We start from the raw sequence: 13,391 nt of genomic DNA, 5'->3' as shown, positions 1-13,391 counted from the left end.
ACCGACTGAAGGGAAAAAGCTCCGAGGATAAGTGCACTAAAACGAAGGAAAAACAGGATCTATGTCATAGCGCCAACACACCAGTCGAGCGGCTGCGGCCTCATTCGGCTTGGATATAGAGCTCTTCAGACTAACGCTCAAGCACCAGAAAAACTCACCGAGATAATTGCTTAATAAGATACGGGCTCGTACAACAATCGGATTAAGTTGCGGCTGCGCGCAACCTATCCGTATTAGTTATGTGTTTATTCTGGTAGATGTTCATAAGAAGTTACTCTGTCCATATTTTTTGCCCAAGAAGCTGAGCTAGAGGTAAAAATATGAGCTGTTGGTTTTATAGATATATCTTGGTCTAAGCTGCCTGCCGGCACAACAACTAATTGATTGTTCATTTGTAAACTTGGTAGTGCCGAACCACAATTTGAGCAAAAACTTTTTACATGCTTAGTTGATGGTAGCTGATAAGACTTAATTCTGTCTTCGCCCGTTTTCCATATCAACTTTGCCGAAGAAGAAAACAGGTTTGATCCGTGTGCTGAACCTGTATCTTTTTGGCAGCGTTTGCAATGACATAAATATAGACTTTCAAATTCGCCATTAACTTCAAAGCTAACGGCACCACATAAACATGATCCTGTAACATTCATCCTAAATACCCGTATCTGACTCTACACATAACATTTGTATATCGCGCACGCTCGGTTTGTCGGTCCGATTAATCGGCCGATATCCATGTAAGAAATTGAAACTATAGAAATTTTTCAGACATTCACAGCCTCCGTTCTGCGGCATAACGCGCATGCGCGTTTCCATGCAGTGATATGCGCGATATTTCCACCTACGCACTCAGATACTCTTGATATTGCGCCAATTTATTCTTTGGGTCCAGAGCAAAGCGAGTGTAAAAACCGGGGAAGCGAGCCAAAGGGATCAAGCTTTCAAGGACCTCAACTCCTGGATGGCTGTTTTCAAGCAGCTACATTTTACAAATTGATCCAGATTCAAGCTGACTCAGGGGGCGACTAACTTGACCCGGCTCCCTTCCCTGTCCGCGATAACATCCAAGCGAACCGGCATCTGCTCTTTCAGTTCAGTCACGTGAGATATAACTCCAACCATTCGACCAGAGGCCTGAAGATCGATCAGAGTACGAACCGCTAACTCCAGCGACTCAGGATCGAGACTGCCAAAACCTTCATCGATAAACAGCGTATCCAAGCGGATCCCTCCTGCGTAGGCTTGAACCACATCTGATAATCCCAAAGCCATGGACAGCGCTGCCATAAAGCTCTCACCACCGGAAAGCGTTGCGACTGATCTGACCTTACCGGTATAGGCGTCTTCCACTTCAAGCTCCAGCCCTGACGCTTTGTTGCCTTTGGCCCGGTCTTCTTTACGAAGCAGCTGATAGCGGCCTTTACTCATTAAGTTAAGTCGTCGACTGGCTTCGATCAGAACATCATCCAACAACACACTCAATACAAAGCGCTGTAAGCTGATCTTGTTCCCCGTTTTTCCGTTGGCCACATCACTCAGCGTTCCAACCATGCGGTAATGGTTTTCAAGATCAGCTTGCTCTGCCAGATATTGTTGTACCTTCTTTTCAGTATCTGATAACTGAGTTATCCGCCGATCCAACGCTTGCCATGCGGCATCACTGGCTCGTTTAAGTTCTTCTGCCGCCACCAGACTCTGTTGATAGTGTTCCAGGTCGGGTGGTTGCTGCTCTTTCAACGAAACTTCCTGCTGCGTCACTGCCCCTTTTAGTTCAGCGCTAAGACGATCAAAATCTGTAATTGCCTGCTTCAGTGTCAAAATCTGCGTGTCATCAAGTTGCGCCTGCTGAAACGCCAGTTCTGAGTCAAACAGACTGGCAGCCAAAACTTGCTCCCAGGTCACGGAGGCAATTGCCAGCTTTTCCTGCAGCTGGACTTTTCGTTCCTGTAAAGATTTCAACGTCGCTTCATTAGCATGCCACTGCTCGCTATATTGCTGAAACAGCTGTCGTATCTGCTCAATGTTGGTTTGCCGGTCAGCGATTTCTGACTGCACCTGGGATATAGCCTTTTCCAGGGCTCCCGAAAGGCGATAGGATTCCGGCAGCTCTGCTTCGGCCCTTTCCAACTGGCTTTTAGCCGCAGCTAACTGTGCTTGTTGCTCTGTCTGTAGCTTCTGGGTTACATCTGATTGTTTGCGTAAATCAGCTTCAGTCAGTTTTAGCTGCTGCAGCTCAATCAACAACTGTTGAGCCTGCTGCTGTTGGGCGAACAGAGTCTTCACTTCCCGTTCCAAAGCTGATTGCTGCACAATTAGCTCTGTACTGCTGATATCCGGTGCCTGTAATTCCGTTAAGCGCCCCTGCAACTGCGTGATTTTTTCACAGAGATGCTCATAGTCCTTTTTCATTCCCTGATAGGATTCCCGCGCATCAATCAATTGTTGGTGCGCAGCTTCAACCTGGCTTCTGGCCTGATCCAATTCATGTTGGCTTGGTGTCAACTGATCATCTGTTGTCGGATCAGGATGCTCACGGCTACCACAAACCGGACAAGGCATTCCGGTTTCTAATTCCAGAGCCAACAATGCCGCCTGCCCTTGATGCCATCGCATCTCCAGCATTTTTGTCTGATTTCGCTGCTGTTCATAGCCAGCTTTAAGTTGCTTTCCTTTTACTTCCGCCTGCTGCAACCTTTGTTGAGTTTTGCTTTGCTCGCTAATGACCTTTTCAAACTCAACCCTGATTCGAATAACCTCATTTAATTGATCGAGGCTACGCTGTTTATCCGTCAGTGAAAGAAGCTGTTCCTGCAACTGCTGATGTTGCCGCTCCATTCGTTCCTTGTCAGCCAAACTTGCTGCAAGGGCGTTTTGTTCTTTTTCCTGTTGCTGAGCTAGCGTATCAACCCCTGACTGCTGTTGCTTAAATCGTTGTTGAGCCTGATTCAGCTCCTCGGCTCTCGCTCCATAGGACTGGAGCAATGCCAATTGTTGCTTATAGCCATCCAGCTGCTGCTCCAGCCCAGGACAATTATCCAGCGACACCTGAGCTTTCTGCAACCGTCCCAGACTTTCTTGCAGCCGCTGCTCCGCCAGTTGACATTGCTCATCAATCTGACTTTGCTCATGTTGACAGCGCTGCCATTGGGTAAACTCCGGGCTGAGTTTTTGCGCTTGCTCTGCCCGCTCCAGCTGCTGGCGTTGGGCGTTGATCTGCTCGCTGTTACTTAACAGCTGCTGATATTCCATCCGAGTACTGTTGAGCGCCTGAAAGGACTTACTCAGTTGATTGGCTTTTTGTAGCGCTTCAGCGGCCTGTTGAAACTGACGCTGATGACGTTCCTTATCCGCATTCGCCAATAACAACTGTGGTTGCAGCTGTTCCAGCTCTTTGACCAGCTCCTGCTCAGATTCCACACCAGTCCCTTCCAGCAACCCTTGCTTGCGCTGGCGCTGCTTTTCAACTTGCTGACGTATCTCTGAAGCTTTGAACTTAAGCCGTTCTTCCAACTGCTTATAAACATGAGTCTGAAATAATTGACTAAAAATCTGCTCTCTTTCCTTAGAGTCGGACATTAGCAGTTGTCGAAATTTACCCTGTGGAAGTACCATCACCTGACGGAACTGGTCTGCATTAAGACCCGTCAGGTTTTCAATTTCCCGGGTTGCTTCCGTAACTTTGCTGGAAACAATCAACTGCTCTTTTTCAGACTCCTGAAGCAATACGACTCCATTCACCTCAGCGCTGCTTGCAGAGCATTCCAGCTTCCACAACTGAGCTTCAGGAGATTGATGCGTCACCCCCTCTCCTCTTGCCTTAGGCTTGAGCTGTTCAGGAACTCGTCGGATACGATAATAATGGCCTGCCAGTTCAAACACTAAAGTAACTTCTGTCAGTTGCCCGGCTGTCGCCAGATCTGCCCGCATCTGACTGCCTTCTCTTTCATCCCCTGTGGTTTTGCCGTAAAGAGCAAAACAAATAGCGTCCAGTATGGTCGTTTTTCCAGATCCCGTAGGGCCGTTGATAAGAAACAGAGGGTTCTCACCCATGCGATTAAAATCAATAGACTCCTTTCCCGGAAAAGGTCCAAAAGCGGTCATGGTTAGAGATATCGGGCGCATCGTTACACGTTGTCCCCGTCACTCTTGAGCTGCTGCTGATGAATCGACTCCAGCACCTGCTCCACCATTTCAGACTGCTGCGGGTCTAACGGATCACCACTGACCTGCTGAAAAAAATCCTTGAACATTGAAAGCTCACCTTTTTTTAGCTGATCTTTTCGGACAGCGGTCAGCGTTCCCTCAGCCATTAACCCTGGCCGCTCCAGATGCAGCACATTTGGAAAAACCTTACGTAACTTTCCCATAACATCGAGAATCGCGTGTTTGTCTGTCAGTCGTACCAAAAGATAGTCTTCTCGTTCAGGATCATTTTCACCCGCCGCTAACAGCTCAGTCAGCTCGCCCTCAATCACCCGCATATCTTTCAATGGTGTCAATGAGACTTGCTCAATTTCACTTTGCCCTTGTTCATTAATATCAACCAACACCACAGACTTATGTTGATGCTGCTCAGAAAAGGAATACTTTAAAATAGAGCCGGAATAGCGAATCGACTCAGAGCCCTTAAACTGTCTGCCATGAAGATGGCCCAGCGCAGTATAGTTAAACGTTTTGAAGTGTCTTGCCGAAACCCGATCAGCCCCTCCTATGGACAGCGGCCGCTCCGACTCACAGGATTCGCCACCATCGATAAAGCAATGGCTTAACAGAACGCAGGGAGAATGAGCGTAATCACTGTTTTTGTGGTGTTGATCTACCTGCTCGCAAAGAAAAGCCATCGCCTGATCGTGAGTCGAAACCTCAACGGCAAAACAATCTCTGACCATCGCCGGATCAGCGTAAGGAATACCATAAAAAACAACCGGGGAGCTGGTTTCGGTTTGAATCACCACCGGTGTTAACATTTGCTCCAATGGTCCAATAATATGCAATCCGGCTCCCAGCAACTGTCGGGCACCGAAACCCAGGCGTTCAGGGCTATCATGATTGCCAGCAATCATGATTACCGGTACCCCCAGCTCTCGACAAATCTGATCAAGTACATCATCCAGCAATGCAACGGCTGCCGCTGGAGGAACTGAGCGATCATACACATCCCCGGCAACCAGCAGGACATCCACCTCGCGTTCGGCAATAATCTTAACGATCTGGCTGAGCACATGTCTCTGATCTTCCAGCAGCGAAACATTGTGAAACTGACGACCGATATGCCAATCGGAAGTATGAAGCAAACGCATATAATTAGAGTTCCGCAAAATGTTATGTATTGGTAAGGAAATCGACAAACAAGTCCCTCGGACCTCAAAGGATTCGCTGTGAATATAACCGACTTATTTCACAGACTCCTTAGCAGAAAGGGCACAGTGTAGCGTTTTAACAACCACTCTGTGAAACAGATATAATCGGTTTTGAACCATCCGCCGAAAGATAACCCTTTCTCATGGACTAAGCTATCTACAGGGCCAGTAATAAAAGATTTATACCGATCAGTAGAGCGAGAAGGAGAAGCTGATGTCTATTAGTGTTTTCGATTTGTTCAAAATAGGCATAGGCCCATCCAGCTCCCATACGGTCGGGCCAATGAAAGCAGCCAATAGCTTTGTCACTGCATTACAGCAGTTGGCGTTGCTTACTCAGACTGCCCGAGTCACCATCGAACTCTATGGATCATTAAGTGCAACCGGCCCTGGCCATGGTACAGATAGAGCAGCAATTGTCGGCCTCACCGGCGAACAGCCGGAAACAGTTGACCCTGAGCGACTGCATAAGTGCCTGGATGAGCTGAACAGTTCTCCTGAGCTGATGCTGAACGGTACTCATAAGACTAAGTTTGATGTAGTCAATGACCTGAAGATGAATGATACTGCGCTGGCGGAGCATCCTAATGGTATTCGGTTCAGTGCCTTCAACAGCCAAAATGAATCATTGTTAGAACGTACCTATTTGTCGGTTGGCGGTGGTTTTATATGCGAGCTGGGTGACACAAGCGTTAAAGAATCAATATCAGCCTCTCCACCTTTTCCGTTCAAATCGGCAGAAGCATTGCTGGCACAGTGCAAATCCCAACAGATAAGCATCAGCGAACTTATGTTAATAAATGAACAAAGCTGGCGCAGCCGAGGAGAAATATTCACAGGCCTGCTACAGATATGGTCAATAATGAAAGCCGTTGTACAAAAGGGAATCGAAACTCAGGGAATATTGCCAGGAGGACTCCGGGTAAAGCGTCGAGCTCCGGATCTATACAAAGCACTGGAAAGTAAAAGCAAGTACAACATGATCACCAGCAGTCTTGAAGCTATGGACTGGGTTAATCTTTATGCATTGGCAACCAATGAAGAAAATGCAGCAGGAGGGCGGATAGTCACAGCCCCTACTAACGGTGCCGCCGGTATTATTCCTGCGGTATTACATTATTTTGAGCGCTATAGCTGCCCTGCCAATAATGACCAGATAGTCCGGTTTCTTCTGACATCAGCTGCGATAGGCATACTCTGTAAAGAAAACGCCTCTATCTCAGGAGCTGAAGTGGGTTGCCAGGGGGAAGTCGGCTCAGCCTGTGCGATGGCCGCAGCGGGTTTGACAGAGGTTCTGGGCGGAACCCCTGAGCAAGTTGAAAATGCAGCTGAAATTGGCTTGGAGCATAACCTTGGACTCACCTGTGACCCCGTGGCCGGGTTGGTTCAGGTCCCCTGTATAGAGCGAAATGCTGTTGCGGCAATGAAAGCGATCAACGCAACTCAGATCGCCCTGCGCGGCGACGGCAGCCACTTCGTATCCTTGGATAAAGTGATTAAAACCATGAAGGATACGGGGGCAGATATGCAAGCCAAATACAAAGAAACCTCACAAGGGGGTTTAGCGGTTAATGTCATTGAATGCTAGGAGCTTTCTCACTATTGCAGCCCCTGTGGATAACGACTTAAACCGCTTCAGCAGATCATATTTTCCAGTTACTCAGATTACTGATCCACTGCTCCACCATCTGTTGGGCATCATCTATGCCGTACTCAAATAAAAACAGGCCGGTAATACCCAGTAAAAAAAGCAGTATGACCATGACAGCAGTAGCAAAGCGCCTGCCTCCATGGTTTTCTTCTTCATAGCGGACCTGACGCTGCCGGATACCCGGGTTTAATCGATCAACTTCAGCACCTGAAGAAATCGTAGCTCGCCCCTGCCGGATGCCAATCAAACTGACAATATCGACCCGTTTGCCGTCCAGTTCAGCCCCCAACTGATCAAAATCCATGGACTGGGCCAGGTGACGATACACTGAACGATCCTGACGACAAGCCGGAAGCACGGGGTTTTGAAAATAGTAAAGGGCCTTAAAACGGTAGCTATCCTGCAGCAAGGCATTAAGTTGGTCACCCCCTGCGTCAGATCCAAAAGAAAGTCGATTCAGGAAATGACTGAAATGGAGATGATAAGACATTGCCAGCGTATAAAGAATCAATCCTCGAATAAAATCATTTTCATTTTTACTGCCGGTAATAAACCCTTGGGGATGATTCATAATCCAGCTGTCGGGAGTATCCAAACGTGGCATATCTGCAAGACTGATATTAGAAGCGCCGCTGAAAGAAGTGAGCAAATTGGTAAACTCCTGCTTTTGTACTCCTCTTGGTAACCACATCGCCCGGTTCTGGTAGTCAGGGTGGAAGAAAAGACTGTCGTTGGTTACTTCTAAAATTTCAGCTGCTTGCTGACGGCAAGTTTCAGACAGATTGCTACGGCCCTGATGATCAAGATCTTTCACTACGATGACCAGTTCAGTATTAAAAGGTTTTTTAAAGAAACGTAAGCAATACGCGGTAGAATCCGTATAGGCAAGTTTAGAAAGAGCGCAATCCTTTAGAACCGAATCATAGGTATGAACAAATTTTTCGACTGCCATTTTCATTCCGAAATGTTCTGGCAGTTTGGCTTTAGATGAATCAAGGAGGTAAATCAACGCTATTTTAGCCATGCTGTATTCCCAACAAGTAATGTACTGGCAATTAAAGACTTGCGCAGATAGTTGACAGCTGAAGATAGTGTAGCTAATTCTGAACTATATTCCCTGGAAACAAACAGGATCGGTAATACTGAGGGAAGATTTATCAAATTGGAATGGGAAAACAAAAAATGACACCTCTGGCCCGTAGTATATTCGTTGCTGTCCTGTGTTTTATCCCTTTTAGCACCCATGCCGACGGCACCTATTTATTACAGCGATGCCAAGCCGCCGTTGCATTCTCCAAAGCTCCTGAAAAATTCAATCGCAAAGCAGAAATGGCCTATTGTCTCGGTTTATTGCAAGGGGTACGGGAGACTAATCGAATGTATGAGGATAAGGACAAGAAAAATGCTTATTTCTGTCTGGAAGGAAAACACCTGGGTCATACAGAAACAGCACAGTTAGTCGTCAGTTATCTTGAAAGCCATCCAGAACGACTGTTTCAGAACGAATCGGTACTCACCGTCCAAGCGTTAAGGCAGGCCTTTCCCTGTAAATAGCGCGATCATCAGAAAAACCATGACGTAACCAAAAGCCGAATAAACTTGTTCATGGGTACCCTGACTAGTTATCTCTTTGCAGAACCAGAAATGCGCGGGCAGGACAATTCCCGTCATTGATAATACTGTGACTCACATCGGCGGGATACCGCAAGGTCCCCAGGTCTTCAATGGTTTGTTCCAGATCCTTATTCAGGCGAACTTTCAACTCCCCTTCTACTAATGACAGGTGCTCTACCGTTCCCATTGCATGAGGCTCTGAGTGTAATGCTCCACCAGGCTCGAAAACCAGTTCATACCATTCAAACTGAGTTGCGGTGGATAACGGATTCAGAGCCCTGAGCTGACACCCCCCATCATCACTGACCATTTTCGGGGTTTGCTGGCCACTGAGATACTCAATGAACTCTAAAGGTCGATTGTCACATCGGCTTGCCAGTTCATCGATGGAAACCCCCAATGCCTGAGTAATGTTCCACAAAGTAGTAAAAGTAGGGTTAGCATTTCCCCGCTCAATCTCGGAGAGCATTGAACGGGAGACACCACACTGTTCCGACAGCTGAGCCAAATTATAACCCTGCTGCTTACGCTCCTGTTTTAGTGCTGCGCCAAGATTAGGTGTCGAACGCTCCATTAGTTTTTTACTCACTCTGTATTTATTACTAATATTTAGACAGTTACCAGGACGATACCCTGTACACCAGCCAACAGATTCCCGGAATCCGCCTAGTTTATCGTACTATTCACAGCGGGGGGATCATCCTATAAGTTTTTAGACGAAAACTCAGGTAACCTAGGCGGCAATTTTCATACCCGAATCAAACCGGGCTGTTTGTTAAGCTGCCTGTATCTTACCGGAGTATTATCAGTTTGATTGATGACCCCTATTTTTATCTGGCTGCCATTCCCGCTGTGCTTATCGTTGGCATATCCAAAGGAGGAATGGGAGGGGGCTTAGGCATTCTTGCTGTGCCAATCATGGCCCTGGTCATCCACCCATTTCAAGCGGCCGCTATTATGCTACCAATCCTTTGTGTCATGGATCTGGTGGGTATGTGGAGCTTTCGGGGCAGTTACGACAAAACCAATCTCAAGATAGTTCTACCCGCCGCGATTCTGGGTATTACCTTCGCGGCGCTAACCTACCAGTATCTGTCGGAAGCCCATATCAAACTAATGGTTGGTATGATCGCAGCAGGCTTTACCATCAACTACTGGTACAGAAAAATACGAAAAGTACCTGAAAAAATCACAACTCCAGATCCAGTCACTGGCGGCTTCTGGGGGATGCTGGCGGGATTCACCAGTTTCAGCGTGCATGCCGGAGGCCCCCCGATCAATATCTACCTGCTACCCCAGAAGCTCAACAAAACATTGTTTGTAGGCACAACGGTTGTTTTCTTCACGGTGGTCAATTATGTCAAACTCATACCTTACACAATGCTCGGATTGCTAAATTACAGCAATTTAACGACCTCTCTGGCGCTGATTGGATTAGCGCCAGTTGGTGTTTATTTAGGCATCTATTTACACCATCGAATCAATGAATTCTGGTTCTATCTGCTTTGCTACAGCCTGCTATTTGTGACTGGAATAAAATTGATTTACGAAGGGGCTCTGGGGCTCCAATAACAAAAACGAAGGATAAAAAAATACCGAAGAATATGGCACCCAGGGCTTGGATCCCTGCCAACGATCCCCATATAGTAAAAAGCGGTCGCCGTTAGGGGCCACTAAGTTAGTCGTAAACAACGTTTTATTTACTATGTCCGTTCACTTGAAGGGCATTAACCACATATTGCTCGAAGAGGATATGATTATGCATATTGATTTCGCCCCACTATACCGTTCATCCATTGGTTTCGATCGTCTGGCCAGTCTCATTGAGAATGCTTCTAACAGTAACAGCCAGAACGGATACCCTCCTTATAACATAGAGCTGCTGAACGAAAACAAATACCGTATAACGATGGCTGTTGCAGGTTTTGCCGATGCAGACCTGGACATTCAAAGCCAGGCCAACACTCTCGTGATTAAGGGTAATAAGCCCAGTGGCAGCGACAAGCGCCAGTTTTTATATCAGGGTATTGCTGAACGGGGATTCGAACGTCGCTTCCAATTAGCTGATTATGTTCGTGTTGTTAGCGCGTCTATTGAAAACGGCTTACTCCACGTTGATCTGGAAAGAGAAATCCCAGAAGCAATGAAGCCACGCAAGATCGAAATCAGCAACGGAACAACCCTGCTCGATAGTTAGCAAGTTGCTGTGTCTCTTTCGTTATAACAGGTAGATCTGTTCTACCTATAGAATCTGGCCAGGCAGCTTAATTCCCTGAGTTGCCTGGTTTGTTTACACCTTCTAAATGGATCATTATCACGGAACCTACCCGTTAGGTTGAACTCAAAGCCTCTTTAAGCTTATTAAGTCCACAGCATTGGGAGATTAGTTAATGGGCCTGATTCGTATCCTGCTATTGGTTTTACCGCTTTTATTCAATCCGATCCTCAGTCAAGCAGCCCTCCCCCTCGCAGATGCTCAAGGTAGAGAGCTTCCCTCATTAGCACCATTGCTGAAGAAAGTTACACCTGCCGTTGTCAATATATCCACATTCACCACTCAGAGAATCAGCAATCCACTGCTCCAGGACCCGTTTTTCAGACGTTTTTTTAACATACCTCAGCAACAGCGTCAGCAGCAGACCCAAAGCGCCGGGTCGGGAGTTATTATTGATGCGAAAAATGGACTGGTTATCACTAATCACCACGTTATAAAAAATGCGGATGAAATCCATATATCTTTAACAGATGAACGTCAGTTTCAGGCAACACTGATCGGCAGCGATCCGGAAGTCGACCTTGCGTTACTGAAGATAAAGGCGGACAACCTTAAAGCCTTACCGCTGGCCAATTCGGATCAAATGGAAGTCGGTGATTTTGTTATTGCCATCGGTAATCCATTTGGCCTTGGTCAAACAGTTACCACAGGGATTGTCAGCGCCTTGGGCCGCTCCGGTTTGGGAATAGAAGGGTTTGAAAACTTCATTCAAACAGATGCCTCTATCAATCCGGGAAACTCCGGAGGAGCGCTGGTAAACCTCCGTGGTGAGCTGATAGGTATCAATACCGCAATTATTGCCCCAGGCGGTGGAAACGTTGGTATCGGATTTGCCATCCCCAGCAACATGGCTCAGACCATCACCAACCATCTGAAAAAAGATGGCCAGGTAAAGCGAGGGCTACTGGGGATCGTCATGCAGGATTTAACCCCCGAACTTTCAGCTGCATTTAACCTCAAAGCCAACCAAAAGGGGGTACTGATTACTCAGGTTGTTCCAGATTCTGCTGCCGACAAAGCAGGCGATATTGTTCTTCGTATCAATAACAAACGAGTGAAACAAACAGCGCAACTGCGCTCCCGTTTGGGTGTACTTTCAGTGGGAGACGCCGTTCAACTACAGCTACTCCGTGACGGAAGCAGATTAACAATATTCGCACAAATGGAAGCATTGGCTTCCCAGCTCGAAGACGGCGAAAAACTGCATCAACAACTTGTCGGAGCCCGTTTAGCCAACAGCCCGGAAGGTGTCGTTATAGCAGAGGTCAAACCTGGCAGTCGCGCAGCTAAGGCGGGATTCCAAGAAGGTGATCGTGTCATTTCGGTCAACCGAATACCCATTAACAACCTTCAGCAGCTGAAGCAAATCACCAATAGTCGATACCGTCGTATCCTGTTACTTATTGATCGTGACGGAATTCCTCTCTATCTGGCACTATCCAGATAAAACCTGACTATCTGACATTCGTTTTTGATGGTTATTCTGATCATCGATAGCATGAAAAGGGGCCTGATACAGACCCCTTTTTTACTACAATATGAGCTACTGTAAACGCTAGCTACACAGTGACCGGCCATAAAAAGACCGCCATAAAAATAATCAACGGCCACATAACCAACGGACAAATAGCAGAGCAGCCAGCTTATAAGGCTGCCAGCATGGTTTCCGCATCACTTACAGCAAAAGCTTTAGGTTCTTCCACATTCAGCACCTTCACCACTCCATCTTCAATCAACATTGCATAACGCTGAGACCTTAAACCACCAAAATCTCCAGTGTTCATTTCAAGCCCCAGGGCTTTGGTAAAGACTCCTCCGCCATCTGCCAGCATCGTAATGGCTTCTGCATTCTGAGCATTACCCCAGGCTCGCATGACAAAAGCATCATTAACAGAAACACAGGCGATGAGATCAATACCTTTGTCCCGAATCTTATCCGCCAGGACAACATATCCTGGCAGGTGGGATGCAGAGCAGGTCGGAGTAAATGCACCAGGCACAGCAAATAATACGACCCTTTTTCCGGCAAAGTATTCGTCAGCTTTTACAATAGTCTGATCATCTCCAACCACACAAGTGATTGCTGTGCTGGGGATTTTTTCTCCTAACTGGATCATTGGTGCTCTCCTGATTGATAATCTTTGTAGATCTAGTTCTTTAGTCAAATATTGACTAATATCACATACTCGATGTATATAACTACCCGCTGTATTAATTTACACTGGCGCCTAAGCCCAGTTCGCGGTCAGTTGCTACTTCTTTCGAGCGCTGTCGGAAACCTTAGATCATTCACTTATTGAGGATAGTCATATAATTCTATAAATCCTCTCGGCTAAATCAAACAGCGATGTCTCCTATTCGAAAAACTAGACCTATACTGTTTTATGCCTGAGCACAATTGGCAGGTATCAGCTGCCGTTGAGCATTCAAGAATTCCTTTTGGAGCAAGTAGACTGTCGGTTTAGGCGTTGCTGCAAACGCCTACACTATATGC

11 protein-coding genes are annotated in these 13,391 nt (G+C 46.8%); 5 read left to right on the top strand and 6 right to left on the bottom strand.

All coding sequences use genetic code 11. The annotated features are described in order from the left end of the window. Nucleotides 1-245: 245 nt before the first annotated feature. The 3 genes from BGP75_RS04765 to BGP75_RS04755 form a co-directional block, all read right to left on the bottom strand. Nucleotides 246-647 carry a GFA family protein gene (locus BGP75_RS04765; RefSeq protein WP_076715874.1) on the bottom strand — a complete coding sequence of 134 codons (402 nt, stop codon included), beginning with the start codon at nucleotides 645-647 and terminating at the stop codon, nucleotides 246-248. 364 nt (nucleotides 648-1,011) lie between these two features. After that, nucleotides 1,012-4,119, bottom strand: a complete 3,108-nt coding sequence (locus BGP75_RS04760) for an AAA family ATPase (RefSeq protein ID WP_076715872.1) — start codon at nucleotides 4,117-4,119, stop codon at nucleotides 1,012-1,014. Nucleotides 4,120-4,121: 2 nt separating this feature from the next. Next, the gene (locus BGP75_RS04755; RefSeq protein ID WP_076715871.1) at nucleotides 4,122-5,297 is read right to left on the bottom strand and encodes an exonuclease SbcCD subunit D; all 1,176 of its coding nucleotides are present in this window, start codon (nucleotides 5,295-5,297) and stop codon (nucleotides 4,122-4,124) included. A 274-nt stretch (nucleotides 5,298-5,571) separates the two neighbouring features. Here BGP75_RS04755 and BGP75_RS04750 point away from each other — a divergent pair, with 274 nt between their 5' ends. Then, complete coding sequence (locus BGP75_RS04750; RefSeq protein WP_076715859.1) at nucleotides 5,572-6,945, top strand: L-serine ammonia-lyase; 1,374 nt, start codon at nucleotides 5,572-5,574, stop codon at nucleotides 6,943-6,945. Between the two features lie 55 nt (nucleotides 6,946-7,000). On the opposite strand, the gene BGP75_RS04745 is transcribed toward BGP75_RS04750, so the two are convergent. Next, nucleotides 7,001-8,032, bottom strand: a complete 1,032-nt coding sequence (locus BGP75_RS04745) for a hypothetical protein (RefSeq protein ID WP_076715856.1) — start codon at nucleotides 8,030-8,032, stop codon at nucleotides 7,001-7,003. A gap of 143 nt (nucleotides 8,033-8,175) precedes the next feature. On the opposite strand from BGP75_RS04745, the gene BGP75_RS04740 reads away from it, so the two are divergent. Next, on the top strand, nucleotides 8,176-8,562 hold the full coding sequence (locus tag BGP75_RS04740) for a Rap1a/Tai family immunity protein (RefSeq protein WP_076715845.1): 387 nt from the start codon (nucleotides 8,176-8,178) through the stop codon (nucleotides 8,560-8,562). 64 nt (nucleotides 8,563-8,626) lie between these two features. On the opposite strand, the gene BGP75_RS04735 is transcribed toward BGP75_RS04740, so the two are convergent. Then, complete coding sequence (locus tag BGP75_RS04735) at nucleotides 8,627-9,211, bottom strand: XRE family transcriptional regulator (protein WP_143820979.1); 585 nt, start codon at nucleotides 9,209-9,211, stop codon at nucleotides 8,627-8,629. Between the two features lie 221 nt (nucleotides 9,212-9,432). Here BGP75_RS04735 and BGP75_RS04730 point away from each other — a divergent pair, with 221 nt between their 5' ends. The 3 genes from BGP75_RS04730 (at nucleotide 9,433) to BGP75_RS04720 (ending at nucleotide 12,344) form a co-directional block, all read left to right on the top strand. Next, nucleotides 9,433-10,194 carry a sulfite exporter TauE/SafE family protein gene (locus tag BGP75_RS04730; protein ID WP_076715842.1) on the top strand — a complete coding sequence of 254 codons (762 nt, stop codon included), beginning with the start codon at nucleotides 9,433-9,435 and terminating at the stop codon, nucleotides 10,192-10,194. Nucleotides 10,195-10,378: 184 nt separating this feature from the next. Next, on the top strand, nucleotides 10,379-10,819 hold the full coding sequence (locus tag BGP75_RS04725) for an Hsp20 family protein (protein ID WP_198939275.1): 441 nt from the start codon (nucleotides 10,379-10,381) through the stop codon (nucleotides 10,817-10,819). Nucleotides 10,820-11,012: 193 nt separating this feature from the next. Continuing rightward, on the top strand, nucleotides 11,013-12,344 hold the full coding sequence (locus BGP75_RS04720) for a DegQ family serine endoprotease (protein ID WP_076715837.1): 1,332 nt from the start codon (nucleotides 11,013-11,015) through the stop codon (nucleotides 12,342-12,344). A 196-nt stretch (nucleotides 12,345-12,540) separates the two neighbouring features. Here BGP75_RS04720 and BGP75_RS04715 read toward each other — a convergent pair whose 3' ends face one another. Continuing rightward, the gene (locus BGP75_RS04715; protein ID WP_076715834.1) at nucleotides 12,541-13,014 is read right to left on the bottom strand and encodes a peroxiredoxin; all 474 of its coding nucleotides are present in this window, start codon (nucleotides 13,012-13,014) and stop codon (nucleotides 12,541-12,543) included. Nucleotides 13,015-13,391: the final 377 nt, after the last annotated feature.

The organism is Motiliproteus sp. MSK22-1 (genome assembly GCF_001968815.1).
Classification (GTDB): domain Bacteria; phylum Pseudomonadota; class Gammaproteobacteria; order Pseudomonadales; family Balneatricaceae; genus Motiliproteus.
The sequence above is the reverse complement of the archived record's forward strand: the minus strand, read 5'-3'. Positions and strand labels throughout refer to the sequence as shown.